This window comes from Methanocalculus natronophilus (assembly GCF_038751955.1).
Taxonomy (GTDB): domain Archaea; phylum Halobacteriota; class Methanomicrobia; order Methanomicrobiales; family Methanocorpusculaceae; genus Methanocalculus; species Methanocalculus natronophilus.
Map to the genome: position 1 here is coordinate 95,621 of NZ_JBCEXH010000003.1, position 24,567 is coordinate 120,187.

General features: G+C 53.3%; 27 protein-coding genes and 1 tRNA gene. 19 read left to right on the forward strand and 9 right to left on the reverse strand.

What is annotated here, in order from left to right:
• Nucleotides 1-41 precede the first annotated feature (41 nt).
• Complete coding sequence (locus ABCO64_RS04455) at nt 42-227, reverse strand: hypothetical protein (protein WP_253457014.1); 186 nt, start codon at nt 225-227, stop codon at nt 42-44.
• Between the two features lie 184 nt (nt 228-411).
• Here ABCO64_RS04455 and rsgA point away from each other — a divergent pair, with 184 nt between their 5' ends.
• Nucleotides 412-1,506 carry a ribosome small subunit-dependent GTPase A gene (rsgA, locus tag ABCO64_RS04460; protein WP_253457011.1) on the forward strand — a complete coding sequence of 365 codons (1,095 nt, stop codon included), beginning with the start codon at nt 412-414 and terminating at the stop codon, nt 1,504-1,506.
• Nucleotides 1,507-1,523: 17 nt separating this feature from the next.
• Here rsgA and ABCO64_RS04465 read toward each other — a convergent pair.
• Nucleotides 1,524-1,608 (reverse strand) — tRNA-Leu (locus ABCO64_RS04465).
• A gap of 373 nt (nt 1,609-1,981) precedes the next feature.
• Here ABCO64_RS04465 and ABCO64_RS04470 point away from each other — a divergent pair.
• Nucleotides 1,982-2,545, forward strand: coding sequence for a TATA-box-binding protein (locus ABCO64_RS04470; RefSeq protein ID WP_253456976.1), 564 nt, complete (start codon nt 1,982-1,984; stop codon nt 2,543-2,545).
• A 47-nt stretch (nt 2,546-2,592) separates the two neighbouring features.
• Here the strand turns inward: ABCO64_RS04470 and ABCO64_RS04475 are convergent, their stop codons facing one another.
• From ABCO64_RS04475 to ABCO64_RS04485, 3 genes are read right to left on the reverse strand one after another with little or no spacing between them, the layout of a single operon-like run.
• Nucleotides 2,593-5,325 carry a DEAD/DEAH box helicase gene (locus tag ABCO64_RS04475; protein WP_253456973.1) on the reverse strand — a complete coding sequence of 911 codons (2,733 nt, stop codon included), beginning with the start codon at nt 5,323-5,325 and terminating at the stop codon, nt 2,593-2,595.
• Nucleotides 5,252-6,025 (reverse strand): metallophosphoesterase, encoded by a 774-nt coding sequence (locus ABCO64_RS04480; protein WP_253456971.1) that lies wholly within the window; start codon nt 6,023-6,025, stop codon nt 5,252-5,254. The genes ABCO64_RS04475 and ABCO64_RS04480 overlap by 74 nt, the downstream gene beginning before the upstream one ends.
• Nucleotides 6,022-6,795, reverse strand: coding sequence for a hypothetical protein (locus ABCO64_RS04485; RefSeq protein ID WP_253456968.1), 774 nt, complete (start codon nt 6,793-6,795; stop codon nt 6,022-6,024). The genes ABCO64_RS04480 and ABCO64_RS04485 overlap by 4 nt, the downstream gene beginning before the upstream one ends.
• Nucleotides 6,796-6,797: 2 nt before the next feature.
• Between ABCO64_RS04485 and ABCO64_RS04490 the strand changes: the two genes are divergently transcribed.
• Genes ABCO64_RS04490 through ABCO64_RS04545 form a run of 12 tightly spaced genes read left to right on the forward strand, consistent with a single transcriptional unit; the run spans nt 6,798 to nt 17,734 of the window.
• A complete protein-coding gene (locus ABCO64_RS04490; RefSeq protein ID WP_253456965.1) occupies nt 6,798-7,766 on the forward strand; it encodes a replication factor C small subunit in 969 nt (322 codons plus the stop codon).
• 2 nt (nt 7,767-7,768) lie between these two features.
• Nucleotides 7,769-9,901 carry a minichromosome maintenance protein MCM gene (locus tag ABCO64_RS04495; protein ID WP_253456962.1) on the forward strand — a complete coding sequence of 711 codons (2,133 nt, stop codon included), beginning with the start codon at nt 7,769-7,771 and terminating at the stop codon, nt 9,899-9,901.
• A gap of 9 nt (nt 9,902-9,910) precedes the next feature.
• Nucleotides 9,911-10,234, forward strand: a complete 324-nt coding sequence (locus tag ABCO64_RS04500; protein ID WP_253456959.1) for a dihydroneopterin aldolase family protein — start codon at nt 9,911-9,913, stop codon at nt 10,232-10,234.
• A gap of 1 nt (nt 10,235) precedes the next feature.
• Nucleotides 10,236-11,063, forward strand: a complete 828-nt coding sequence (locus ABCO64_RS04505; protein ID WP_253456955.1) for a TatD family hydrolase — start codon at nt 10,236-10,238, stop codon at nt 11,061-11,063.
• A 47-nt stretch (nt 11,064-11,110) separates the two neighbouring features.
• Nucleotides 11,111-11,398, forward strand: a complete 288-nt coding sequence (locus ABCO64_RS04510) for a DUF424 domain-containing protein (protein ID WP_253456952.1) — start codon at nt 11,111-11,113, stop codon at nt 11,396-11,398.
• Nucleotides 11,399-11,408: 10 nt separating this feature from the next.
• The gene (locus ABCO64_RS04515; protein WP_292615488.1) at nt 11,409-12,455 is read left to right on the forward strand and encodes a 60S ribosomal export protein NMD3; all 1,047 of its coding nucleotides are present in this window, start codon (nt 11,409-11,411) and stop codon (nt 12,453-12,455) included.
• Nucleotides 12,456-12,465: 10 nt separating this feature from the next.
• Nucleotides 12,466-13,341: a class I SAM-dependent methyltransferase gene (locus ABCO64_RS04520; protein WP_253456947.1), complete on the forward strand. Its 876-nt coding sequence runs from the start codon at nt 12,466-12,468 to the stop codon at nt 13,339-13,341.
• Nucleotides 13,338-14,462: a bifunctional phosphopantothenoylcysteine decarboxylase/phosphopantothenate--cysteine ligase CoaBC gene (coaBC, locus tag ABCO64_RS04525; RefSeq protein ID WP_253456944.1), complete on the forward strand. Its 1,125-nt coding sequence runs from the start codon at nt 13,338-13,340 to the stop codon at nt 14,460-14,462. Before ABCO64_RS04520 ends, coaBC begins: the two co-directional genes overlap by 4 nt.
• The gene (locus ABCO64_RS04530; protein WP_253456941.1) at nt 14,447-15,292 is read left to right on the forward strand and encodes a GHMP family kinase ATP-binding protein; all 846 of its coding nucleotides are present in this window, start codon (nt 14,447-14,449) and stop codon (nt 15,290-15,292) included. The genes coaBC and ABCO64_RS04530 overlap by 16 nt, the downstream gene beginning before the upstream one ends.
• Nucleotides 15,289-16,008 carry a 4-phosphopantoate--beta-alanine ligase gene (locus tag ABCO64_RS04535; protein WP_253456939.1) on the forward strand — a complete coding sequence of 240 codons (720 nt, stop codon included), beginning with the start codon at nt 15,289-15,291 and terminating at the stop codon, nt 16,006-16,008. The genes ABCO64_RS04530 and ABCO64_RS04535 overlap by 4 nt, the downstream gene beginning before the upstream one ends.
• A complete protein-coding gene (locus tag ABCO64_RS04540) occupies nt 16,008-17,000 on the forward strand; it encodes an AAA family ATPase (protein ID WP_253456936.1) in 993 nt (330 codons plus the stop codon). Before ABCO64_RS04535 ends, ABCO64_RS04540 begins: the two co-directional genes overlap by 1 nt.
• The gene (locus ABCO64_RS04545) at nt 16,997-17,734 is read left to right on the forward strand and encodes a class I SAM-dependent methyltransferase (protein ID WP_253456933.1); all 738 of its coding nucleotides are present in this window, start codon (nt 16,997-16,999) and stop codon (nt 17,732-17,734) included. The genes ABCO64_RS04540 and ABCO64_RS04545 overlap by 4 nt, the downstream gene beginning before the upstream one ends.
• On the opposite strand, the gene ABCO64_RS04550 is transcribed toward ABCO64_RS04545, so the two are convergent.
• Nucleotides 17,720-19,036 (reverse strand): AIR synthase-related protein, encoded by a 1,317-nt coding sequence (locus ABCO64_RS04550; protein ID WP_253456930.1) that lies wholly within the window; start codon nt 19,034-19,036, stop codon nt 17,720-17,722. The genes ABCO64_RS04545 and ABCO64_RS04550 overlap by 15 nt on opposite strands.
• Nucleotides 19,037-19,201: 165 nt before the next feature.
• Between ABCO64_RS04550 and thiD the strand changes: the two genes are divergently transcribed.
• The 5 genes from thiD (at nt 19,202) to ABCO64_RS04575 (ending at nt 21,968) form a co-directional block, all read left to right on the forward strand.
• A complete protein-coding gene (thiD, locus tag ABCO64_RS04555) occupies nt 19,202-20,020 on the forward strand; it encodes a bifunctional hydroxymethylpyrimidine kinase/phosphomethylpyrimidine kinase (RefSeq protein ID WP_253456927.1) in 819 nt (272 codons plus the stop codon).
• Between the two features lie 27 nt (nt 20,021-20,047).
• Nucleotides 20,048-20,488: an Lrp/AsnC family transcriptional regulator gene (locus tag ABCO64_RS04560; RefSeq protein ID WP_253456924.1), complete on the forward strand. Its 441-nt coding sequence runs from the start codon at nt 20,048-20,050 to the stop codon at nt 20,486-20,488.
• Between the two features lie 69 nt (nt 20,489-20,557).
• Nucleotides 20,558-20,833, forward strand: a complete 276-nt coding sequence (locus ABCO64_RS04565; RefSeq protein ID WP_253456920.1) for a hypothetical protein — start codon at nt 20,558-20,560, stop codon at nt 20,831-20,833.
• Between the two features lie 109 nt (nt 20,834-20,942).
• Entirely contained in the window at nt 20,943-21,371 is a 429-nt protein-coding gene (locus ABCO64_RS04570) for a hypothetical protein (protein ID WP_253456918.1), read from the forward strand.
• Nucleotides 21,372-21,572: 201 nt separating this feature from the next.
• Nucleotides 21,573-21,968: a type IV pilin domain-containing protein gene (locus ABCO64_RS04575; protein WP_253456915.1), complete on the forward strand. Its 396-nt coding sequence runs from the start codon at nt 21,573-21,575 to the stop codon at nt 21,966-21,968.
• On the opposite strand, the gene ABCO64_RS04580 is transcribed toward ABCO64_RS04575, so the two are convergent.
• The 3 genes from ABCO64_RS04580 to ABCO64_RS04590 are packed head-to-tail and all read right to left on the reverse strand — an operon-like array spanning nt 21,965 to nt 24,547.
• A complete protein-coding gene (locus ABCO64_RS04580) occupies nt 21,965-22,633 on the reverse strand; it encodes a DUF447 domain-containing protein (protein WP_253456913.1) in 669 nt (222 codons plus the stop codon). The genes ABCO64_RS04575 and ABCO64_RS04580 overlap by 4 nt on opposite strands.
• Nucleotides 22,624-23,427, reverse strand: coding sequence for a triphosphoribosyl-dephospho-CoA synthase (locus tag ABCO64_RS04585; protein ID WP_253456910.1), 804 nt, complete (start codon nt 23,425-23,427; stop codon nt 22,624-22,626). The genes ABCO64_RS04580 and ABCO64_RS04585 overlap by 10 nt, the downstream gene beginning before the upstream one ends.
• Nucleotides 23,414-24,547 carry a methanogenesis marker 9 domain-containing protein gene (locus ABCO64_RS04590; RefSeq protein ID WP_253456906.1) on the reverse strand — a complete coding sequence of 378 codons (1,134 nt, stop codon included), beginning with the start codon at nt 24,545-24,547 and terminating at the stop codon, nt 23,414-23,416. Before ABCO64_RS04590 ends, ABCO64_RS04585 begins: the two co-directional genes overlap by 14 nt.
• Nucleotides 24,548-24,567 lie beyond the last annotated feature (20 nt).

The following is a 24,567-nucleotide window of genomic DNA, read 5'->3' on the forward strand; positions in this document are numbered from 1 at the left end:
TAATTAACAACACAGGGTGTGGAAAAAAAAGTGCTGTAACACTACTTCTCTGCCTGTCTTGTTACCCTGAATAAGGTATTGATGAGGAGAATAGAGAATACGAGTATTGCAAACACCGAGATATAGAATCCAATCCCGGTGACTCCTGTTGCAATGCTGTAGATATTGACAAGAATGACAATGATGCTTCCTGCGATGATGATCAGATCTTTTTTCGTAACGTGCATATGGTAGTTATTGTATTGAATGATATTACAATTCCCTCATGTTTTAGTTCGATTGCACACCATCGCTGTTATACAGGCTATTGGGATCTGCTTCCATAGAAAAAAACGTATTTCGTCTCATAGTACTACCACAAAGCACATTGCGCTTCTCAATCAATCTAGTTGAAAGATTACTGGTCATTCGATGAATACATCACCATCCTCATGCAATTCTCCACATCTCAATACCCTTGAAGAGATCGGCTGGAATGAAGAGTTCGAACGATCATTTTCAAAATATAACGGGCCGTATATCCCAGGCCGCGTCGCCTGCCGGCAGAAAACGGTATTTGATCTGCTTATAAAAGATGGACAGGTCACAGCCGGACTATCCGGAGCATTGCGTAAACTTGGCCGGTATCCTGCTGTTGGGGATTTTGTCGTTCTGTTTAGCCAGCCAGAGGCAGGAACCCTGACAATTGTTGATATCCTCCCACAAAAGTCCCGGTTTTCGAGGGGGAGACCGGGCCGGGAGAGCTTCGATCAGGTGATTGCTGCAAATATTGATTATGTGTTCATCGTCACCGCAGCAGGCCATGATTTTAATCTCCGCCGAATTGAACGCTACCTCGTTATTGCCCATGCATCTGGTGTCTGTCCGGTTGTTGTGCTGAATAAAACCGATCTTGCAGATGATCAGGCAATACTGATTGATGAAATCCTTTCAATCTCTTCAGATGTACAGGTTATTCCGATCAGTGCGATGAGTGGGAAGGGTGTTGAAGGCCTTGACCCGTATCTGTTGCCAGGAAAAACAATCGCCCTCATCGGATCGTCAGGTGTAGGAAAATCAACACTCATAAATCGTCTTCTGGATAATCCGGTGCAGGAGACCTCGCACATCCGTGAAAGTGATGGAAAAGGCCGCCACACAACGACAGTCCGCCAGCTATTCATCCTGAAGAGCGGTGCACTCATGATTGACAACCCCGGCCTGCGGGAGGTTGGCATTGGCTGTGCATCTGCTGGTATCGCAGATACCTTTCCGGATGTTTTGGAACTGGCAGAAGAATGCAGGTTCTCAGACTGCCAACACGAAGAGGAGCCGGGTTGTGCGGTGAAGGCAGCAGTACAAAACAGGCTCCTCTCAGCATCCCGTCTTGAGAGCTATCAACGCCTGATGCGGGAACTTGCATTCGAAGAGGAGAAGGCGGAGATTGGACTTGTGCAATATGAGAGAAAACGCTGGAAAGGCATAGCAAAATTCGCAAAAGAGACTCAGAAGAGAAAGGAGACGTAAACAATAGAAAATGTAGATGCGAGGGACCGGATTCGAACCGGCGAACACCTACGTGAATAGGCCCTGAACCTATCGCCTTTGACCTGGCTCGGCAACCCTCGCGCCTGTGCTCTTACCTCTATGATTTCATCGGCTATAAATATGTCCACAATTGATCCGGGGGCCGGGGTGAAAATGGTGATTATGTGCAAAATTGTGTAAATATACGTGGCATAGCCAAACCAGGTGGCGCATATAGGGTGGCGCAGATAAAGTACAATAGTTGCATAGTGTGCCGATAGGAACAGCCGGCACAGCATTGGCACCTGTCACTGTCACTATCACTGGCACCTGTCACGAGGGTGTTCTCCTCTCGCGAGGTCTTTTATAGCATGGTAAAATAAAATGCAGATCAGGCTTTAAAACACCCGCCCGTTGGATGCCATAAATCTTTCTCCATCATTATTATGGTATGCCAGACTTCATATGTACGAGGATGGCAGATCAAACCAATGAACAGTACGACTCCCTGAAGATAGAGAATATCGTTGCTTCAGGAGTGATTGCAGATACTATTGATCTTTTGGCAATATCTGAGCATATTGAAGGATGTGAGCTCAATACCAAACGGTTTCCCGGTGCGGTCTACAGGATCACAGATCCAAAGATGGCCTCACTCATCTTCTCCTCCGGCAAAGTTGTCCTGACCGGTATCAAAAACGAAGGTGATCTCGACCGCGGGCTTGCATTGATCATTCAATCGCTCAATGGTGCTGGTGTGGAAACCCATGCAGAGCCGGATGTCAAAATAACCAATATCGTCTGCTCGTATGACATGGGAAAACCAATCAACCTGAATAAAGTCGTCATCACCCTTCAGCTTGAGAATATCGAGTATGAACCTGAGCAGTTTCCGGGCCTTGTCTACAGAATTGAGGATCCAAAGATCGTAGCCCTTCTCTTCTCCTCAGGCAAGATTATCCTGACAGGAGGAAAGAACCTGCAGGATGTCAGGGCCGGACTTGGTGTTCTTGAACAGCACCTGGCAGACATTCTCTAATTTTTTTTGCAAACGATTGTTTATCGTAACCAATCGGCAGGCTCGCCTCACCAGAACCGGTGCGTCATGATATATTTCCTCTCTGCTTTCAGGATCTCTTTATAGAATGCGTCTCCTGCGGCATGCGTATGCAGTATCCGTGATGCCGCTTCAGGGCCGACACCCCGTCCCGCAAGTGCGACAATCGCTTTTTTCCCACTTGAGAGAACCATATTTGCAGACCTGAGCATGCGCATCTCAACCTCCTTCTCTTCAGGGGTTTTCTTCTTCTTCCGTGCAACCCGGTAATTCTCATCTTCATATGGCTTCAGTGCGGCAACGAGGCGGGCTCCGCACTTCGGGCACTCCGGCCGGTCTGGTGCCCGTTCAACAATTGTCCGCTGTTTCCAGTTCCGGCAGTGCATACAGGCCAGTATCACCTCCTGCGCATTCAGCCGCCTCTTCAGCTGTGCGATCACTGCCTGATCCATATCCGGCGGAGCAATCAAATCACGCGAACTGAAGAGCCCTTCAGCTCCAAGTAGAGAAAGTGCGCCTGTACCGACTTCAATTGATCCAGAGCGGATCTCAGAGATGAGCCTCCCGGCAATTGCGACATCCATATACCTGCTGAAGAGCTCCCGGTACACCTCTCTCTCAATGACACTTCCGTCAAAATGTTCGCTCAGACGATGAATGCTTATCTTCTCATATTCAGCATCCGCATCAATTGCACCGAACTTCTTTGCAACAGCAACAAGCTTCCATTTATAGAGGGCAGTCCTCTTCATCGCTATCCTGAGGATCCCCCCGATATGATCCGCCTCAAGCGAGGAGAGGATCTCCTGGACATCAACTGTGCCAACGCTCTTTGGGAGGCGGAGGAATATCCGGTAGGCATTCACTTCAATGCCAACACTTGTCCCAAACCTGGCGGAGATCAGAATTGAGAGAGCACGCCCGAGAGCCTCGTTTGCCTTATGCCCCCCACAAATATTTATGATGACGCCTTCTTTCGTATGCTCAAGCATCACAAGCCTGTCAGTTGGAACCGGCGTCCTGTTCTTCTCCATCTCCCGAAGAATCCGTTTGCAGTACTCTGTTGATTCTTCATCTGCCCCATAATCACTGAAATTCTGCACTCTCCTGAGCGCACCTGCTTCCCGGGCAATCTCAAATGGAACCGGGATCTGTTCCCCCTCCCAGGACGGGAGTTCACCGACACTGCGGGGTGCTGGTTCAACTGTTACCATATCCTCAAGCACCTCAAGCACCCGCCAGAGCCTGCCCCGTGTGATAAAGACTGCACCCGTATGAATCCACCCGACAACAAACGACTCATCAAGGGTTCCGATTGTCTTTCTCGTTACATAATCAAGGATACGGAACTTTCGCTCATCTGTAATCATCGAGAGGTTGGTCTGGAGGTACTTCCGGGCTCTCCCTGTCCTGATCAGGTGCGCATCATCCTTTTTGATCAGGCGGTGCTCCTCCATCCTGGCAATACAGGCATCAAGGAGGTCGCCACAGGATGCAACAGGCCATGCTCTCTTTAAAATAGATCGGATCCGCTCTATCTCAAATTCTCCCCGTTCAACTGCAATTGCCGCCACCTGGTTTGCGATCACATCCGCCGGGCAGAGAGGGGGTGCCAGCTCCTCGGTTTTGTTCCGGATTGCCCGATCAGCAATCACGAGCGATTCGAGGAGGTCGTCAAATCCTGTCGCAAGAATTGTGCCCCGGGAGATCTGGTCAAGGCGGTGGCCGGCTCTGCCCACACGCTGGATCAGGCGGGAGACATCACGGGGAGATCCAAACTGGATCACATGCTCAATATGGCCGATATCGATCCCAAGTTCCATCGAACTTGTGCAGACGAGACACCTGATCTCTCCTTTTGAAAACCGCTCCTCTGCATCAATCCTGACCTCTTTTGAGAGCGATCCATGATGCACCTCCAGATCCCCCCGATGGATGAGATGGTGGCCAATCGCCTCGGCAACAGACCTGGTATTGACGAAAACAAGTGTCGATCTCTTCTTCTCTATCTCCTGCTCTATTCTCTTCACCTGATCCTCAAAACGATCTCCCGCATAGATCACATTCAGTGAGAGCCTGGATGCAACCGGGACCTCGATGATGCCAAATGGCCTCTCTCCGCAGAGAAATGATCCCACGGTCTCTGGGTTTCCAACTGTTGCAGAAATGCCAATCCGCTGGAACTCACCCGCATGCTCGACAATTCGTTCAAGTGCAATAGCAAGCTGTACTCCGCGTTTTCCATCTGCAAGCTCATGGATCTCATCAACGATCACATGCCTGATACCAGCCATATGCTTCCGCAGCCGGTGGCCCATCATCATTGACTGGATGGTTTCCGGTGTCGTAATCAGGAGATCGGGTGGCTTCAGTGCCTGCTTCCTTCGTTCAGCAGGTGTTGTGTCGCCGTGCCGCACGCCAACCGTCAGCCCGAGTTCTCTGCACCACCAGGTGAGGCGGTGGAGCATGTCGCGGTTTAAGGACCGGAGAGGGGTGATATAGAGGGCTGAAAAACCATCCTTTCGCTCACTATTGAGAAGAGCATGAAAGACCGGAAGCATTGCGCTCTCGGTCTTACCGGTTCCGGTCGGGGCAATCAGGATCTGGTGCTCTTTCGAGAGGAGCGGCGGGATCGCACGGAGCTGGATCTCGGAGAGATCAGTAAACCCGCGCTTCTGAAGCAAAGCTCTAATCCGTTCGTCGAGCTGGTCCGGTATTCTGATCAGATCTGAGGGATTCGAGTGTATCGATGTAGGTTCCATCGCTGAGAAACACTTCTGCGGTATCTATCCTGATGCTCCGTGAAAGCGGGGAGATGCCGCTTTCCGGTAGTGTTCTGATATCGATTCCACCTGCATATTCATAAAACGCAGGCATAAGGAGAAGCCGGGTTGGTCTTTTTGCATGCTTCATCCTGAGTACTGCTTCATCCACTTCGGCCAGGAGAAATGCAGGACTTCCCCTGAGCGAACACCCAACCTCATCATAGAGGTGGAGCACCGGATGATGATGGCCGGAGACGATCAGGTGTCCGGCAAGATCAGGAGACGGATAGGTATGGCCGTGGAGATAGCCTGTGCCATCGATGACAACCCCGTTCTTTGGAAGCAGCTCTCCCTCTTCCATGTAGCGTTCGATCCCGACATCATGGTTTCCGGGGAGAAGCCCAATTGGCACCCTCTTTCTGATGGTATTGAGCACACCTGGAAGTTCCGTATGCTCCTGCCAGGTTATGCGGGGAACAGAATGCTTCAGGTCTCCAAGAAGAATTACCAGATCCGGATCTGTTGTATCGATGCATGCTATGATACGGGAGAGCCTTTCTTCTGTACTGCTTTTCAGATGCCATCCTGCAGCATCAAGCGCACTTTCGACACCAAGATGAATGTCAGCGAGAACAAGCACCCGCATCTCCCCTGTCACCAGGAGTGCCGGGCCTTCCGGGATGAATCGGGGTTTCATAAAAGACGGATAATGTCGTTTGTCGGCATGTAACATTCTCCTTCTTCAAGGAGCTCTGTCAGAATGGTTTTTGTTTGATCATCTCCTATTCCGGCATCAGATGCGGCACTGAAGATATCGGCAACCAGTGCCCCGTTTGATCCGGACTGTGCGTGGATGATCTGTATCATCTGCTCTCTGGGATCTGCGGCAACGGGAAGGTTCTCTTTGCTCTTTCCCGCGACTTCAAGTGCCCTTTTCACCATGGTGGCAATTGCCACCTGCTCTTCAGTCAGATCGCCTGCCAGCTCAAGCCTTCGGATGGTATCCTCCGCGCAGAGGTGCAGGTACCGGTCACGGTCTGATCGTTCGACGATCTGGAGGGCGTCTGCGATGATGATGATCTCCTCTCTGCCGCGCTGCGCAAGCTCTCCGGCGAGTGCGACGAATGCAGGGGGCGGGGTTGCTGCAAGAAGGTCAGCAACAAGCGGACAGGAACGGTTTACCGTAACATTCAACCCACCTGTTGGATCGCTCACCCGTGCCTCAACCGATCTGCTTGACTGGACATGCACTTCAGTCAGTACGCCTATCATAAAAAGCCGGTTCAGTACAGCCTTCGTTGGGGTGACAAAACCCTCTTCTCTCCGTACTGCCCGATGGCACTCATCAGCAAAGATCCAACTGACGGGATCTGTTCCATATCCCATTGCAGCATACTTGTCTACCGGGTATCTCAAGAGCATATCGATAAGTAGTATACTTTTCATCAGGTGAGTTCCAATGATCATGTATGGAGGATATCCACGGGATCTGGATCGAGAAGTACCGCCCTTCCAGCCTGGCTGATATGGTGGGTCACAAAGATATCGTCGAGCGCCTGCAGAGTTATGTCAAACGAGGCAGCCTCCCCCACCTCCTCTTCACCGGAAGCCCGGGTGTCGGGAAGACGACGGCGGCTGTGGCGCTTGCCCGCGAGCTCTTCGGCGAGGACTGGAGGATGAACTTCCGCGAACTGAATGCCTCCGACGAACGGGGAATCGACGTTGTCAGGAACCAGATAAAGCAGTTCGCACGAACCCAGCCGATCGGTTCTGCCACCTTCAAGGTTCTCTTCCTTGACGAAGCCGATGCGCTGACACCGGATGCACAGGCAGCATTGCGGAGAACCATGGAAAATTATGCAGAGAGCTGCCGTTTTATCCTCTCCTGCAACTACTCGTCAAAGATCATCGATCCCATCCAGAGCAGATGTGCCCTCTACCGGTTCAAACCACTCACCGGTGACGATATAAAAGAAGAGATCCGCAGGATCGCAGGCAGGGAAGGCCTGACCCTGACCCCGGATGGAGAAGATGCCATTGTGTATGTCGCGCAGGGTGATATGAGAAAAGCCGTGAATGCACTCCAGGGAGCAGCAGTTGTCACAGCAACTATTTCTGAAGAGGAGGTCTATGGGATTACCCAGAATGCCCGTCCCGAAGAGATAGCGGATCTCATCAGCCTCTCTTTGTCGGGCGATTTTGAGCGCGCAGAACGGCATCTCTCCTCCCTAACCAGGGAAAGGGGAATTGCACCAAATGAAATCCTTGCCAGGTGTTACCGGCATATCCTTGCACTTGAGATTGACAGGCTACTCAAAGTGGAGTTGATCGATCATGTCGGTGAGGCTGACTTCCGGATATCAGAGGGTGCAACAAGCGATCTCCAGATGGAGGCGATGATTGCGCGGTTTGTGCTTTCGGCATCAAAATACATTTGAGGATGGATGAGAGAGTGTCTGGTGAACTGGATTTTGAAACGGATGAGACTGATAAAGCCAGGGAATGGGCTGATTTCCTCTCAAAAAAATATAAACCCGAACTCCGGTCTATTGGCAGGGAGTTCCCCCATAACCGATCACTCATTATCAATTATGAAACCCTTCAGAAATTTGGAAAAAGCGGTGTCAAGCTTGCCGATGAACTGATCACCTATCCAAACAAGGTATTTGCCGAAGTGCGCGATGCGATCAGGGCGCATAATCTCCTTGCCCGCAAGGATGCACATGAGATCATCCAGAGGATGAATATCCGGTTTGTCAACCTCCCGAGAAAGACCCTTGTCCGTGACATACGGTCTGACCAGATGAACACCTTCGTCTCGGTTGAGGGGATCATCAGGAAGACAACCGAGGTGCGCCCCCGGATCGTTGAGGCGGTCTTCCGGTGTGCAAGCGGCCACATGACAATCCGTGAACAGGGATATGGAAAGTTCAATGAGCCTGACTCCTGCGGGATGGCAGACTGTACCCATAAGCGACTTGAACTTATTCCAAACCGCTCAAAATTCATCGATGCCCAGAAGATCCGTATACAGGAGCTCCCCGAAGGGCTCAGGGGCGGTGAACAGCCTCAGACACTTGATATTGATGCAACAGACGACCTGACAGGCATTGCGGCACCAGGAGATCGGGTGATTGTCAATGGCGTATTAAAATCAATTCAGCGGATGGTACAGGGTACAAAGAGCACGACCTTTGATATCTATCTGGACTGCAACTCGGTGGAATTTGGTGAAAAAGAGTTTGAAGAAGTGAATATCACCGAGGAGGATGAAGCTGCCATACTGGAACTCTCTCAGGATCCCTTCCTCTACCGGAAGATCGCCCACTCTATCGCACCCACAATCTATGGGAATGATGATGTCAAAGAGGCGGTATCGCTTCAGCTCTTCTCCGGAATATCCAAAGAGATGCCTGATGGAAGTACCCTCAGGGGCGATATCCATATCCTTCTCGTTGGTGATCCGGGTATTGCAAAGTCGCAGCTTTTGCGGTATGTGGTAAAACTCTCGCCGCGGGGAATCTATACCTCCGGAAAATCCGCAACATCCGCCGGTCTGACTGCTGCCGCGGTGAAGGATGAATTCGGGGACGGACGCTGGACACTTGAGGCAGGAGCACTTGTGCTTGCCGATATGGGTATTGCCGGTGTGGACGAGATGGACAAGATGCAGAAGGATGATCGATCATCTCTGCATGAAGCAATGGAGCAGCAGACAATCTCGATTGCAAAAGCAGGCATCACTGCAACCCTGAAGTCCCGGTGTGCACTTCTCGGTGCTGCCAACCCGAAACTCGGGAGATTTGATGAGTATGTCGGGATATCTGAGCAGATCAATATGCCCCCGTCCCTCCTCTCCCGGTTTGATCTCATCTTCATCATGACCGATAAACCCGAGAAGCAGCGGGACGAGGCAATAGCCCAGCATATTCTCAAGGCACACTCGGTTGGCGAGCTGATCATGCAGCATAGGAAAAGCCCGATTGACGGGGTAAACGAGGAGTATATCGAACGGGAACTGGCTCCTGTCACACCCGAAATCGATCCGGTGATGTTCCGGAAGTATATCGCCTATGCCAAGAGAAACTGTTTCCCGATCATCACCCAGGAAGCCAAAAATACCCTGGTTGACTATTATATGAAACTCCGGAACCTCGCATCACCTGACAAACCCGTTCCGGTGACTGCCCGCCAGCTTGAGGCGCTCGTCAGGCTTGCAGAGGCGAGCGCGAGGACCCGCCTCTCACCATCAATTGAGACCGATGATGCGATCCGGGTGATCCGGATAGTTGATACCTGCCTGAGGAAGGTTGCCTATGATCCCCAGACCGGATCATATGATATCGACAAGATTGCAACCGGCGTATCAAAACAGAGCAGGGATCTTATCCGGAGTATCAAGGAGACGATCCGCCACTTGGGCGATGAAAGCGGGACTGCCCGGGTTGATCAGGTCATTGATGATCTTGTGCAGAAAGGGTTTTCACGCGATGCGATAGAAAAGCAGATAGATCTGCTTCTCAGGGGAGGCGAAGCCCTTTCACCGAGAAACGGGCTTATCAAACTGATCTAGGTGATATCTATGCCAACAGAACGAGAAATGGCAGTATTTGAAGCTGCAATAAAACTCGGTGCCCTCTACCACCAGTTTGTCGGCACCCCGGTCTCACCGGAGACCGCAGATACAATTGAGGCGGCAATCGAGTCAGCTGTCCGGCTCCAGCCGTATGTGACGGATGTCCGTGTATCCCTCGACCGCTCAGTCATGCTTGAGAATCCCTTTGGGTATTCCGAGGTGCAGGGGCGGATGTTTGATGTCACGGTCTCGACTAAGGTCGGGGATGCAACCTGCACTGCCCGCCTGAACTATGAGAACGGATATCCGATGATGTCTATTCAGGATTAAAATGCAGAAACCCCGTTTTCCCATAACAGATGATCATATGCATATCGATCCCGTAAACGGGATCGGGCTGAAGGCTGTATCCGAGTTTGCACGATCCGGTGGCACACACATCTTTCTTGTCACAAAACCGTCCTGGTCATTTGGAATTGACCCTGTTACACCACAGGACTATCTGCCTGTTTTTGAGAAGACGATCAGCCTTGCCAGGGAATGCTCTGGCGCGGGTGTTGTCACCTATCCGATACTTGGAGTGCATCCGGCAGAGATCTCGCGTCTGACAGAGCGTCTGAGTGTCGCAGATGCAGAAGCCCTGATGACAGGCGCCCTTGAGCTGGCCTCCGGCTTTGTCTCTGATGGGGCAGCTGTAGCCCTGAAGAGCGGCAGGCCGCATTATGAATGTGATCCCGCGCTCATGGAGGCCTCAAACCGGATACTATATGCTGCCCTGGAACTGTCAGCGGATCTTGGATCTGCTGTTCAGCTGCATGCCGAGAGTGGAACCTGTTCTGATGTCAAAACGATGGCTGAAAAGGCAGGTATTGATCCAAAACGGGTGGTCAAACACTTTGCATCTCCGGATACACCGCTTCACCCCTCGTTTATTGCCAATCATGAGGCGATTGCAACCTATGCAGAGCGCAAACTCCCCTTTACCATGGAGAGTGACTTTATTGATGAAGCAGACCGGCCCGGTTCGGTTCTTGGCCCGCGTTCGGTTCCCCGGTTCACGCTGCGGCACCTGGGCGAGGGCACCCTCTCAGAGGATGATATCTGGAGAATCCATGCAGAGGTTCCTGAGAAGGTGTATGGTGTCCCGATCTCGCTCTGATACGAACCGATCATTTTTGCATCATGAATCCCCAATTATACAATGAAATGTTTTTGAAGATTCACACCGGCCCCGGGGGCGAGCGGGTGGTTGCTGTCTGTGATCGTGAGCTCATGGATACAACGATCTCGGATGGAGCGATCCAGATAACAATCACCAGCGATTTCTATGGAGATACTCTGGCAACAGAAGAGGACGTCAGGGCAGCTCTTCTCTCAGCAGAAAACGGCAATATCATCGGATCACGTGTTGTCGCACTTGCAGTCTCGCTTGGACTGGTTGATCCCGATTCATGCCTGGTAATCAACAGCATTCCGCATGCCCAGTTTATCTGACAGGAATACCATGAGCATCAGGGAAGCTATCTGCCCACGGTGCGGCAGCCCGACTGACGACGGGCTCTGCGGCAGCTGCAGGCTGAATGAGATAGAATGGGCAGTGATTCAGCCCCGGGTCTCTGCCATCCTCTGCCCGACCTGCGGGTCAAGGAAAGTTGGGAGTACCTGGTCTGACATTGAGGTGGACAGGGATACGCTCGGCAGGTCTTTAATTTTTGAATCACTCCGGATGCACAAGGATCTCAAAAACCAGGACGTCACGGTGGATATCCGTGATATAAGCTCAAACCGGTCCCGGGCGGAAGTCAACATCAGAGGAGTCTGTTACGGGATCCCTGTCTCTGACACATTCCGGGTGCTGATCGCCTGGGGTAAGGAACAATGTGACCGGTGCTGTCGGATCAGCGGCAGCTATTATGAGGGTATCATCCAGGTCAGGGGAGAAGGCAGGCTCCCAACCGAATGGGAAGCCAGGAGAAGTGCAGAGATCGCGTTTCAGGCCGAGGATGCTGCCCAGACCGGCGGAGATCGCCTCTCATTTGTATCATCTGTCGACGCTACAAAGGATGGTGTTGATATCATCGTCTCTTCCCTTGGCTTTGGGCAGGGAATCGTCAATGACATATCCTCCTATTTCGGTGCAAAGTCGACGTCACATCCGAAACTGGTTGGAGAAAAGGAAGGGAAAAAGCTGTACCGTGTCACCTGGTCAGTCAGGCTCCCAAGGATCGTCCGTGGAGATGTCATCGCCGTCGCCGGACGCTACTTCCAGGTTACGGGATCTGATGGGACAACACTCAGGACACGGGATCTCCTCACCTCCGCACCACGGAGTATCCGAAATGAAGAGACGATAGCGGTGATCGGCAATAGAAGAGATGCCGAAGAAGCAATGGTCACCTTCCGGGAAGGAGAGACGATTGGGATTCTGGATCCGGGATCACATCTTCCCCATGAGCTTCCAGCTCCTGCCGGGTGCAGAGCTGATGCAGGAGCGATCGTCTCCATACTCCGTGACGGGGAGACATTGGTTATTGTCGGCTGCCAGGAGTGAATCGGAACCGATGCGCGCAAGGATACTGCCTGCCGGGGCACTCCCGGAACTCAAAACCCTCGAATGGGTTGATCAGACACGAAGGCCGTACCGGGAGGGTGATATGGTCTATGTCCCGGTGCGGGAGGAGTATCCCTGTGATCTGCATATACCCAACCGCCGGAGAAGGGGGAGGGGATACCAGCGGCTTGGTGATACCATCATCTTTCATGGCAGGCGTCCGTCGGCATCTGATCTTTTTGATATCCATGCCTTTGAGCAGCCGTCCTGCATTCTTTTTATGCCCTCACATACAGGCAGATGCCGGATACCCGCCTGTGAAGTCATTTCAGGAACACCGCACGAGGTGCTTCACCGGGAATCGGGGTTTTCATACCGGCTTCATCCGGCAAACGTGATGTTCTCCCAGGGGAACCGCCCCGAGAAGGAACGGATCGGATCATGCGTCCGATCATCACCGGCACATGAGCGGATCGCAGATATGTTCGCCGGAATCGGCTACTTTACGCTTCATGCAGCAGATGCAGGCGGTTCTGTGCATGCAATGGAGATAAACCCCACATCATACCGCTATCTCCAGCAGAATATCCGGGAGAACGGGTTGTCTGCCAGGGTTCATGCAGAATGCGGGGACTGCAGGGATCTCCTCTCAGGCACCTATTCCCGCATCATCATGGGACATTTTGAGGCAGAAGCATATCTTCATGATGCACTCTGCCATAGTGAAGCGGGAAGCACACTCCATCTCCATACCCTTGACCCTGACCCTGAGCGCGTTGCTGCAATGGTTTTGGATCATGGATATGATGCTGCTATAACTGTGCATAAGGTAAAGAAATATGCGCCACAGATATGGCACTCTGTAATGGATGTGGTGGTTGAATGAGGCAGACACTTGAAGGGAAACTGGTTGTGCTTGCGGTGACAGGAAGCATTGCCGCAGTTGAGACGGTAAAGCTTGCCCATGAACTCAGGCGGAGAGGGGCAACCGTTCAGGCTGTGATGTCGCATGCTGCAACGGGGATCATCAGTCCTGCCTCACTCACCTATGCAACAGGGAGAGACACAATCGTCGATATCTCGGGCCATGTCGAGCATGTCTGGTATTCAGGGGATGAAGGAAAGGCCGATCTTCTCCTGATTGCGCCCTGTACTGCAAATACCATCAGTAAGATTGCTGTTGGGATCGATGATACCACGGTCACCACCTTTGCCACAACTGCTCTTGGCAGTGGCCAGCCCGTTGTGGTTGTCCCGGCAATGCACCACTCGATGTTTAAGCATCAGGCGATAGTGAAGAATCTTGAGACGCTGATCGGCTTTGGCATTGATCTTGTGCTCCCCAGGATTGAAGAGGGGAAGGCAAAAATCGCGTCAATTGAAGAGATTGTCCTCTGGGTTGAGCGTGCCCTTATGCGGGGGTCGCTCTGTGGAAAGCGGGTTGCCATAACCAGTGGTGCCTGCCGGGAGCCGCTTGACGATGTCCGTGTGATCACAACGCGATCAAGCGGCCAGATGGGCCGTGCGTTTGCGAATGAAGCCTTCCGCCTGGGTGCCGAGGTGATTGTCATCCATAGCAGTCACTTCCCTGCAGTCCGGAATGTCCCTGTGGAGACTGCAGGCGAGATGTATGACGCGGTTCTGAAGGTGCTGGATGAGGGGGTTGACATCTACATCAGTGCAGCAGCAATCTCTGATTACGCCCCGGAACGGTTCCCCGGAAAGATACCTTCCGGTACCGGACAATCGATCCGGCTGGACCCGCTTCCGAAGGTGATCGAGAGCGCACTGGCAACTCCCGGTGTGACGACGATAGGCTTCAAGCTCGGGGATGATGCAGCAGTTGCAGGCAGGGATCTGCTGAAACGGGGTGCATCCATGGTGGTTGCAAACCCCCCAACCGTTCTGGGATCAGAGCGTGGGTCATTTCTGATACTTGGTGACTCCCTTGAGCTTGAGGTTGGATCAAAGGAGGAGGTGGCCTTCGAGGTATGCCGTCGTCTGTAACCGCCTTCTCTCCCGGCCATATCTCTGGATATTTCTGCAGGAAGATTGGCCGTGATCCCCGGGAGACTGGAAGTCTTGGGGCAGGGATTGTCCTCAAAGACGGTGTCACTGTGCGGGTTATGCCTGCAGAAGCGACAACTGTTGCCATATCTGCTGCCGGAGAAGAGAGTTTTGGGTCTCCCCCAATAGAAGAGGCTCTCAGGAGACTGAACCTGCAGGCATCTGTTGAAACAGTCTCCCCCCTCCCGATTGGATCCGGCTTTGGCCTCTCGGCAGCCTCGCTCCTGGCTTTTCTCCTGGCAGCTGACAGGCTCTTCTCGCTTAACCTTGGAATACATGACCTATACCAGATGGCCCATGAGATCGAGGTTCTCCATGGCAATGGCCTTGGTGATGTTGCAGCGATCTGCGGCGGGGGACTTGCATGCCGGACTGCTCCCGGTATCGATGGGGTAGAGCGTCGTATCTTTGCTATCAGCGATTCCATCTCGATCATCACCGCTGGCCCGATTGCAACAAGGGACGTCCTTCTGTCTGCAGAAACTATGGAGCAGGTGGACGCTGCCTATCCCGGAAGATGCCCGGCAGATCTCCTGGATCTTCTTCGTCTCTCCCGCCGGTTTGCAGAGTCTTCCGGCCTGGTTACGAAAGCCGTGCGGCGCATGCTCAATGCCTGTGATGATGCCGGGATTGCTGCCAGCATGACGATGCTTGGTGACGGTGTCTTTGCAGCAGGCGAAGAGGCAGCAGCTCAACTCTCCGGGTTTGGAAAGGTGTATTGCACGGGAATTGCAGATTATGGACCCCGTCTGCAGGACGTGGTCTCATGATTCCACCAGATCATCCGCGGTACCGCTCACTGACTGTCCGCGAGTCACTGGCAGAGGCTGCACGAACCGGCCTTGTCTCACTTGAAGGACTCGCCGCTCACGGGCGGGGTGAAGCCTTCGACTACCTGCTTGGTGAGATGACGACTGCAAGTGCGGCAGCAGCAGAACGGCTTGCCGCAGAGCTGCTCCTCTCGGCGCGGCAACCGGTCATCTCGGTGAATGGAAACGCTGCCGCACTGGCAGCACCGGCAATTGCTGATCTCCAGGAGGCATCCGGTGCTGCTGTTGAAGTGAATCTCTTTCACAGGACAGAGGCGAGAATGGCACTCATCTCGGATCATCTTCAGAAGCATGGTGTCACGGTTCTCTCCGGGGACTGCGACCGGCTTGTGCCCCTGGATCATGATCGCGGCCTCTGCCTGCCCCATGGGATCGGCTCAGCCGATCTTGTTCTTGTTATGCTCGAAGATGGTGACAGGTGCACTGCGCTGCGGAAGATGAATAAGATCGTCATTGCAATTGATTTAAACCCTCTTTCACGGACAGCACAGGCTGCAACACTGACGATTGTGGATGAACTGACGCGGGCGCTCCCTGCAATCACTGCATTCTGCAGGCAGGAGCAGATGAGTGGATCGGACTCAATCCCGGATACAATCGATAACGGGAAGTTCCTCTCCGATGCAAAGATAGAGATGAAGAAGAGGTTGGACTGATGCTCTGGATTGAGAAATACAGGCCCGGGACTCTTGATGAGATCCTGGGAGCAGAGCATATCAGGGAGATGCTCACCCAGTTTGCCAGTACCGGATCGTTTCCGCATCTCCTCCTGTCAGGACCAAAGGGATCTGGAAAGACTGCAACGCTCTGGTGTTTCCTGCAGCGTGTCTATGGAACATCGGTTCAGGAAAATACAACAATTATCCCCTCAGGCACGCTCTTTTCACAGGGGAAGGCATATCTTGAGGCAAACGAGAAGTTCTCTCACCTCTACCAGAAGAACCAGGGCGTTCTCTCAAATTTCAAATATATCGTCAGGTGGCATGCCTCTCTCCGTCCATTGAATGCCGACTTCCGTGTGGTTGTCTTTGATGAGGCTGATGCCCTGACTCATGAGGCTCAGCAGTCGCTGAGGCGGACAATGGAGCGGTTCAGCTCCACCTGCCGGTTTGTCTTTGTCACAACACGCCCCTCTGCACTCATTGATCCATTACGATCCCGATCCCTCCCGCTTGCGTTCCCCCCGGTTGCGAGCAACCTGGTTGCTGCACGCCTCACGGAGATTCTTCAGGCAGAAAGGAGTGAAGGCGTGGTTTCATCTGATGATATCGAGCTCCTTGCACTGGCGGTCAGGGGGGATCTGCGAAAGGCGATCATGCATCTGCAGGTTGCAGTTGAAACAGCAACTCCGGTTGATCCGGGCTCAATTGATGACACAGAGACCGCCCGCATTGCTCATTCCATAATCGAAGCGGTCAGGCGGGGAGAGTCACAGAATGCGCAGAAGCTGGCAGAAAGCCTGATGATAGAGTATGGACTCTCAGCACGGGAGCTCCTTGCAGCGCTCTGGGAAGAGCTGAATACCTGTTGCCGGGATCCTGATCTGAGCCTTCTTCTGGCAAAGAGCGATGCTTCACTGATCGCATCCGGCAATGAATATCTGCAGGTGAATGCCCTGCTGACCACGTTAGAGGAGATGCAGTTATGAGCAGAACCAAGGTGCAGGCCCATTATGATGAAGTTGCAGATGTCTATGACCAGCGGTATGATCTCAGGCAGGGGCGGCTCTACCACCACCACTTAAGCGGTATCATACTTGATCGGGTTCTGGATCACGGCACCCTGCTGGATCTCGGGTGTGGAACCGGCCTTTTCATTGAGCACTACACTGCTGCCGGTGGAGATGCTGTCGGCCTTGACATCTCGCCTGGCATGGTTGGAATCGGGAAAGTGCGCTGTCCGGATGCCGAATATATTGTTGGAACAGCTGATATTCTCCCATTTGAAGATGAGAGTTTTGACTCTGTTGCAAGCCTCCTTGCCTTCACCTACCTGCCAGATCCTGAAGCGATGCTGCGTGAGTCCTACAGGATCCTGAAGCCCGGTGGCAGCATCGCTGTTGTGACGCTTGGAAGGAACATGATGACCTGGATGGTTCCGTTCTTCTATCGTCTTGGCGAACGGATCGGGTATCGGAAGATTGGTGTTGGAGATTTTGGGGAGCATTACTACTCTGAGAAAGAGATGGTGGAGATGTTTAAACGGGCAGGTTTTACTGAGGTGTCCTCAACACGCTGCTCGTTTGCCCACTATACTCTCTCACCCCGGATCTTTGCCTTTGCCCAGCAGGTTGAGGGATTCGTCGAGCGCCGCCTTCCTGTCTTTGCATTCAATGTCTGTGTGAGCGGGAAGAAAGAAGGGGGGGATTTATCCAAGAAGTGAGAGGATCCGCTCTTTCTTCTTCAATGCAGCGTCTGCTGCACGGTCGATATGCTTCTTCATCTCCTCAAAATCTCCGCTCTGCTTCTCAACAACTTTTTTCAGGGGTGTGTATGCCGCCTCCCGGAACTGGGGCGCAAAATCAATCTCCGCTCCCTCCGAGAGCAGGACAGATTCAGGCGGACCCTCCTCTGCCCGGCCGATCTGGTGTACTTTTGTTCCTGTTGCCTCGATCACCTGGATGACGCGGTCTGCTGCTTCTGGTGGAACAGCCACCAGGAGTGCGTCGAGTGAGACGCCGAGATAATCGATTCCGAGCTTGTTCAGGAGCTCAAAAATTGCCGGATTCACAAGAGATCTGGCTTTCTCCTCCTCAATTATGATCCTGCACCCGGCGGTTTTTGCCATCTCAAAGATGTCTCCCCTGAGGCCGCCGTTTGTGACATCGGTCATTGCGTGGATCTCTCTGAAGACCGGGTCCCTGATGAGGGCAGCACAGGCATGGAGGAAATGCAGGTTGATTGTATAGTCCACATATTCTGCATTGCCTGAATAGAGTGCGGCTGTAGCAACAGTCCCGCCGCCTGCTCCCTCGGTCATCAGGAAGAGGTCGCCGGGTTGTATCTGCCTGCGTGCGGTGATATGGTCTGCAACCCCGACAACCCCAACACAGCCGGTCATCCGGTCTCCAAGTACCATGTCGCCCCCGATTCTCAGGGTGGATCCGGCGATGAGCGGGACATTGAGGGCTTCTGCAACCGTGGTGACGCCGGCAGTATAGTCGAATATCTTTGCGACATCGCCGTCATCGGCGACATGGATGTCGGAGATGAGGCCAACAGGTGTTGCGCCCATCACGTAGACGTCCCTGAGGGTTGCCCGGGTGGCATGGAATCCTGCGAGGAAGGGAAAGTCGGAGAGGCGGGAGTGCATGCCGTCGACTGTGGCGATGATGTAGGTGCCGCCTGCCTGGACAACCCCTCCGTCATCCATCTCGGTGACGCCGACTGATGCGCCGGTATCGCCGATGATCTGGGCGATCTTTGCATGTGCATAGAAGTCACCGGTTCCGCGGGATCCAACCCCGAACTCACCCATCGAGACCCCGGATCGCTCGTACGTGAAGAGGTCACTCTCAAGCCCGTCTGTCAGGCTGACCTCTTCGATTGCCGCGTCTGCAAATGATTCGGCATACTCGTGGGAGATGCTTTTGATCTCAAGAATCCTGTCTCGGAGACTGGTCCGCAGGTCTTCATCAGAGCACCCGGCACTTCTCTGCCTGCGTATGTACCCTTCAATATCCATGTACCGTGGTGTTGCACGTACATGGCAATAAAGGCGTGATGCACGGTTGCCGGAGAGAGGATCGTTTTCCCGGCCCTGTGAAGAGAGGGCGCATGCGCTGAAACCGCAATCCTCTGCACCCGGATCGCAATCCTGATGTGGAAGAGCAGACAAGAGTTCATTAGTATGAGCGGAGAAGGCCCGTATACTGCCTGTTCGATCGCCGGGTCGGATTCGGGCGGAGGCGCAGGAATCCAGGCTGATCTGAAGACCTTTGCTGCATACGGGGTCTATGGTCTCTCTGTTGTGACTGCGGTGACTGCCCAGAATACAGGGAGGGTTGCAGGTGCATGGGTACAGTCAGGTGAGTCTGTTGCAGTGCAGATGGCAACACTCTGCGAGGAGTTTCATGTATCTGCCTGGAAGACAGGGATGCTTGGCACACCTGGAGTTATTGAGGCGGTCATTGACAACCTGCCTGCCGGTGCAGAGCTTGTGCTGGATCCGGTCATCGTCTCCACAAGCGGCCACCGCCTCCTCTCTGAAGATGCACTCACCCTGCTTATCGAGGGGCTGCTTCCTGTTGCCTCTCTTGTGACGCCGAATATCCCTGAGGCTGAGGCGTTGACGGGACTCTCGCCTATCTGTAATCTGGATGATATGCGGGAAGCGGGATCGCTCCTCCTAGCTGGGGGTGCAGGTGCGGTGATCGTGAAGGGCGGCCATCTTGAGGGTGGAGAGGCAACAGATATCCTGCTGGATTCGCATGGTGAGATGGTGCTGTCAGGGCCACGGTATCCGTATGCTGTTCATGGATCGGGGTGCACGTTTGCTGCTGCTCTGACAGCAGAACGTGCCTGTGGCCGTGATGCGCAGGCTGCGTTTCAGGGGGCAAAACGGTTTATCGACGGTGCAATCCGGCATGCAATCCGGTTTTCTTCAGGCGGAACTGTGCCCGATCCCTTCTTTGAACGCAGCAGAACCGGGAACAAACCGATCCATTAATCAGATCCAATTGACCATCACTCAACAATGGATGCGACCGATTCTGCTATCCTTGCTGCGCTGATGGGAGATGCGAAGGTGCCACTTGCGGATCTTGGCAAACAGCTCTCCATCGCACCCTCAACGGTCTTCAAGCGGATCGAGCGGATGAAGCAGGAGGGAGTGATTGAGCGGTTCACGATTGCCGTCAATCCGGAGTTTTTTCCCCGCAGACTTGTTGCATTCCTCTCTATCAAGGTTGATCCCGGTGCAGCTGATGATCTGATCGGGTTCCTGCAGCAGAAGGAGGTTGTCCGTGAGGTATTCGAGGTGCTTGAGCCAAATGATTATCTCGTGAAGACGGTGACTGCTGATACCAGTGAGCTGAAGAACGATCTGATCTATCCGCTCTCGGCACTGCCGGGTGTCCGTGAGGTGAATACTATCCTCGCGGTAAAGAAGATCAAGGAGCAGACATATGTTGGCTGATTGCTGTGAGCCCGGGTGCGGGCTGGATGCGGGCCTTGGGTGCGGGCCAGGGGGCAGGGTGGTGCAATAATGGCATTTGAGGCATTATATGGCCTGCTTGCCATCATCACGCTCGTGATGGGTGCGGTGTTGAATGTGCTTGTGTATCTCTCATACACGCGGGTGAAGGAGCAGACGCTCCTGCTCTTCAACCTTGGCCTCTTCCTGCTGGTGATCGGGATTGTCTTCTCGGATATTGTTTCGATGATCATGGGAGAGGGAGCTCTGGCGTACTGGTCGATTGTGATCTCGCGGCTTCTCCAGATTGCCGGAATCGGGTGCATGATCACGGGGGTTCTCAGGTAGATGGTGGCGTGCTTTTGTGTACTGAAGGGTAATGAGAGGATACTGACTGGTTTTGGATTGTAATTGAGAGTATGTAGGGAAGACTGATAGTTTCCGGGAGTTGGCTGGCATGAAAATTGGATCGGGTTTTGCACGTGACTGGACGATCAGCAAGACTTCCAGGTTCTTTGGGAAGAACCGGATTGCCGGTCCACTTCTTGGCCGTATTGCAGCAGATGCGGACCCTCTTGTCCGCGAGGCGGTTGCCAGGCATGCAGCTGAACTTGGGCGGGCAGATGGATCTGGTCTGAAGGAGCGGATCCCAGACGATGATCCCCTGACCCTCATTGAGGGTTTTCTCCTTGCGGCAGGTCTGCCCTATGAGCGGATAGGGGATGGGGAGATCCGTATTCGAAAGGATTTTTCCCGGATTGATGATACGAATCTTGTAGTGGGAGATATTGCGCTTCCCTACCTCCGGGGCCTCCTCGAGAGCGCCCTCCCCGACTGGCATCTGCATGAGACGGAGTTAGATTTCCGGTGCAGAGTAAAAAAATAAAATTTCGATCATTTCGTATTTTTGAAATATTATTCGAAACTTCTTCTGATGTGTATGTGTTCTTCACCGATATTCCGGCTCACCACAGACTATATATACCAACTATAGCAATTACTCCTCATACCTACCCCATATCGCCGGATGGGTGCAAGATTTCATTTTTGCAGGGCCGGCGGATGGTGTGGTCGTGAGGTGTAAAAAATGACGATGAAGAGAAATGATGATGCGGTCTCACCCGTCATCGGTGTGATCCTGATGGTCGCCATCACCGTGATCCTGGCTGCAGTCATTGCAGCATTTGTGTTTGGTCTCGTCGGCGGCGTCGAAGGAGCAAAGGTTGTGGGTGTGACTGCAACAAAGATTAATGACACTGCAGTAGGATTTACCTGGCAGGGTGGTGCCGATCTGGGAGCACTTATTAATGCAACTGCATTACTTGATGGAAATGATGAACAGGTGGTTGGGGATAAGCCATATACTGTTGGATCCAGAGATATAGTTGACTTTAAAGGAGAAGATGTTGCAGGAAAGAGAGTTACTCTTGTTGGCGAGTTCGAGGATGGAATAAAACAAGTACTCCTTGAGCGAACCTTTTAAACTCCATTCTCTTTTTTTCCTATTACGTATTCAACCATCCGCGCCGCCACCTTCTCCCGCTCGCCGCCGCATTTCCGTGCGATCGCGAGATGATGGTCGATCAGCCATTTGAGATCGGGATCGTGGTTCATCAGGTACCGGGTGCCGTGCACCGCCGCCTCGATGATGGCATTGAAGCCCCGGTTCACCGGGTACATGGAGCAGATGCGCACCTCCTCTCTGACTGGGGTGAGGGTGATGCTGTATGCCTCGCTGCTCTCGCTGACAACCGCTGCCCGGAAGGCAACCCAGGCTTCGGCGGCAGCGAGGCGGTGCATCTCCATGCCATCAATTACCTCTGGCACAAAAGAATCATCTGCCAGATCGCCAAACGCCGTCTCCACATAGATGACCGGGTCATGGATGATGTTTGCGACAAACCAGCCGTCACGGACGATATTCTCTGCGGTGTGACTTCCTTTGAAGAGGGCAAGGGCGAACTTCCCGTTCCGGTAGATAACACCCATTGGTGCGGCATTCAGGTGCGTGGTGCCGATCACCTCGTTGATCCCCTCCCTGAGGATGGTGCTCCTGGTGGAGGAAGTACCGGGGCCAGTGTTGGCCGGGCCGGTGGTGTCGGTGGTGCCGGTGCCGGGGCCGGTGGTGGGAGATGGAATCAGTCCCATCGCCACCCCTCCCTGAGTGCGACATAGATCCCGGCGATGGCAATATCTGCTAAAGATCCCGGGTTGATCCCGGATGCAATACATTCCTCATCAAATTCGGTGATAGAGAGCTCACCCCTGCAGACAGCCTGCGCCCGGAGCCGCGTCTCTTCGGCAACCGCCTCGCCGAACTTCTTTGCGATGAAGGTATCGGGAACCTCAGCCATCAGCTGGATAAATACCGGGCTGATCCCCCGTGCGCCATCAGATCGCCTGAGCAGTGCATCGGCAAACCGCCGGGTGAGCGAAAACCCCTCCACAATCTCGCGGCAGACCATATCGCGGGGGGCTGAATATGCCATGACATCATAAAGCGTCATGTGGCTCTCCCTGATCTGCTTAATTGATTCCGGATCACGGACATCAAGGTCGTCTGACTGAAGCACCCGGACCTCGGTCTCAGCAAATGCCTGATAGAAGAGAACCGCATCGTCGACTGTTGTTGCCTGCATGATGCTTGCTGCTTCCTGGATATCCTGCCCGGCAAGAAGCGGCATAAGGAGAATAAACGCTCCAAAATGTGTATTGCCCCCTAAATGGCAGTTTGTCCTGATAACTGCGTCATAGAGGCCAGCGCCGATCCCAAGCCTTCCTTCTGACACTGCATCAAAGGAAGGGCGGCAGGCGATCACTGAAGCAAGAAAATGCTCGAGCCTGGTGTCGGGATAGTCGTGGCACCGATCAACATTGCCTGGTTTTGGGTGTGCCGTCACCTCAAGCATCATCGCGAGCTGCGCAAGCTCAGCATTTGACATCGGCGGGCACTTCACAAAAGATGTCCTCCATGATCTTCTCTGCAAGTCTCCGTTTCTGCTTCATATACTCAGTTTTGGAATTGCCAAGCTGTTTCAGGGTCATATCCCTGAACATGCAGGGAGTTGAGCTCTTGCAGCACCAGGCGAGGCTCCCAAAGCAGGTGTGGGATCCCTGATGCAGTGGCGTCCCCTCAGTTGCCGCCTGCTTCAGTTGCACATAGGTTTTTCGTTCAAGGCCGATTCCCTGTAAAATCGGAAGAAGCGGACACTCCTTCACCGGCATGCAGCAGAAAGTGAGGGCGCGGAGATCCCCTCCCCGGCAGAGCTGTTTTGGGGCATTATACCAGCCGACATCGTCAGCGTACCTGCGGATGGCGGCGTCAAGTCCTTTGAGCGTATGGAGATCAGACCTGCGGGCAAGAGAGACGAGATCTGCGCCATGGGAGAACTGCTCCATCACGCGGTCATAGGAGTGCATCGAGTTGTTGGCGATGATCTGGAGGGGGCAGGCGTTCCTGATCTGGCGGATCTTCTGGTACCCGAAATCCATCAGATCGATATGGATGATGTCGGCACCGGCCTTCCAGAGCGCCTCTGCAAGCGCCTTTTCGTCAGTCAGTCCGGCACGGATCTTCACCGAGACGCAGACATCCATCTTCTTCAGGCCCCTGACGGCTTCACAGAGGTCATGGTGATGGGTGAGGTAATACTCTCCGCATCCCGCATCGATCATTGGCTGTTGTCGGCAATGGGCGTCAATTTCGTATACGGCGATATCACCGAGTTCATCTGCGAGACGGACAAACGATGACGGTTTCTTTCCCCTGAGATTGATACCCGGAACAATGTCAGATCCCTTTAGCTTCGCTACTTCGGACCGTATCCCCTCGACCGGATCAGCAAAGAAAAACTCCTTCCTCCCGGCTTCTGCAAGATCGTGGCTTGCAAGTATCGTCTCCTCGTCTATAGAGAACCCTCCGAGGAAGGCAGCGCCGATATGGCCTCTCCTCTCAAGCGCATATGCCGCATCCACGATTCCCGCCATGGATGCAAGCGCAATTGGTGTCCGAACTATCTGCTGGTTTACCAGGAGTTCAAAACGTTCGTACGCCTCCATCATAGATTCTTTATAATTAGCAA

What these genes read in the sequence shown, in the direction of transcription:
- thiD (WP_253456927.1), top strand. Translation starts at nt 19,202, where the DNA reads ATGAGCGGAGAAGGCCCGTATACTGCCTGTTCGATCGCCGGGTCGGAT.
- ABCO64_RS04510 (WP_253456952.1), top strand. Translation starts at nt 11,111, where the DNA reads ATGTTTTTGAAGATTCACACCGGCCCCGGGGGCGAGCGGGTGGTTGCT.
- ABCO64_RS04540 (WP_253456936.1), top strand. Translation starts at nt 16,008, where the DNA reads ATGCTCTGGATTGAGAAATACAGGCCCGGGACTCTTGATGAGATCCTG.
- ABCO64_RS04585 (WP_253456910.1), bottom strand. Translation starts at nt 23,427, where the DNA reads ATGTCAAATGCTGAGCTTGCGCAGCTCGCGATGATGCTTGAGGTGACG.
- ABCO64_RS04470 (WP_253456976.1), top strand. Translation starts at nt 1,982, where the DNA reads ATGGCAGATCAAACCAATGAACAGTACGACTCCCTGAAGATAGAGAAT.
- ABCO64_RS04565 (WP_253456920.1), top strand. Translation starts at nt 20,558, where the DNA reads ATGGCATTTGAGGCATTATATGGCCTGCTTGCCATCATCACGCTCGTG.
- ABCO64_RS04500 (WP_253456959.1), top strand. Translation starts at nt 9,911, where the DNA reads ATGCCAACAGAACGAGAAATGGCAGTATTTGAAGCTGCAATAAAACTC.
- ABCO64_RS04545 (WP_253456933.1), top strand. Translation starts at nt 16,997, where the DNA reads ATGAGCAGAACCAAGGTGCAGGCCCATTATGATGAAGTTGCAGATGTC.
- ABCO64_RS04550 (WP_253456930.1), bottom strand. Translation starts at nt 19,036, where the DNA reads ATGGATATTGAAGGGTACATACGCAGGCAGAGAAGTGCCGGGTGCTCT.
- ABCO64_RS04530 (WP_253456941.1), top strand. Translation starts at nt 14,447, where the DNA reads ATGCCGTCGTCTGTAACCGCCTTCTCTCCCGGCCATATCTCTGGATAT.
- ABCO64_RS04590 (WP_253456906.1), bottom strand. Translation starts at nt 24,547, where the DNA reads ATGATGGAGGCGTACGAACGTTTTGAACTCCTGGTAAACCAGCAGATA.
- coaBC (WP_253456944.1), top strand. Translation starts at nt 13,338, where the DNA reads ATGAGGCAGACACTTGAAGGGAAACTGGTTGTGCTTGCGGTGACAGGA.
- ABCO64_RS04475 (WP_253456973.1), bottom strand. Translation starts at nt 5,325, where the DNA reads ATGGAACCTACATCGATACACTCGAATCCCTCAGATCTGATCAGAATA.
- ABCO64_RS04520 (WP_253456947.1), top strand. Translation starts at nt 12,466, where the DNA reads ATGCGCGCAAGGATACTGCCTGCCGGGGCACTCCCGGAACTCAAAACC.
- ABCO64_RS04580 (WP_253456913.1), bottom strand. Translation starts at nt 22,633, where the DNA reads ATGGGACTGATTCCATCTCCCACCACCGGCCCCGGCACCGGCACCACC.
- ABCO64_RS04570 (WP_253456918.1), top strand. Translation starts at nt 20,943, where the DNA reads ATGAAAATTGGATCGGGTTTTGCACGTGACTGGACGATCAGCAAGACT.
- ABCO64_RS04535 (WP_253456939.1), top strand. Translation starts at nt 15,289, where the DNA reads ATGATTCCACCAGATCATCCGCGGTACCGCTCACTGACTGTCCGCGAG.
- ABCO64_RS04480 (WP_253456971.1), bottom strand. Translation starts at nt 6,025, where the DNA reads ATGAAACCCCGATTCATCCCGGAAGGCCCGGCACTCCTGGTGACAGGG.
- ABCO64_RS04455 (WP_253457014.1), bottom strand. Translation starts at nt 227, where the DNA reads ATGCACGTTACGAAAAAAGATCTGATCATCATCGCAGGAAGCATCATT.
- ABCO64_RS04560 (WP_253456924.1), top strand. Translation starts at nt 20,048, where the DNA reads ATGGATGCGACCGATTCTGCTATCCTTGCTGCGCTGATGGGAGATGCG.
- rsgA (WP_253457011.1), top strand. Translation starts at nt 412, where the DNA reads ATGAATACATCACCATCCTCATGCAATTCTCCACATCTCAATACCCTT.
- ABCO64_RS04495 (WP_253456962.1), top strand. Translation starts at nt 7,769, where the DNA reads ATGGATGAGAGAGTGTCTGGTGAACTGGATTTTGAAACGGATGAGACT.
- ABCO64_RS04575 (WP_253456915.1), top strand. Translation starts at nt 21,573, where the DNA reads ATGACGATGAAGAGAAATGATGATGCGGTCTCACCCGTCATCGGTGTG.
- ABCO64_RS04505 (WP_253456955.1), top strand. Translation starts at nt 10,236, where the DNA reads ATGCAGAAACCCCGTTTTCCCATAACAGATGATCATATGCATATCGAT.
- ABCO64_RS04490 (WP_253456965.1), top strand. Translation starts at nt 6,798, where the DNA reads ATGGAGGATATCCACGGGATCTGGATCGAGAAGTACCGCCCTTCCAGC.
- ABCO64_RS04485 (WP_253456968.1), bottom strand. Translation starts at nt 6,795, where the DNA reads ATGATCATTGGAACTCACCTGATGAAAAGTATACTACTTATCGATATG.
- ABCO64_RS04515 (WP_292615488.1), top strand. Translation starts at nt 11,409, where the DNA reads ATGAGCATCAGGGAAGCTATCTGCCCACGGTGCGGCAGCCCGACTGAC.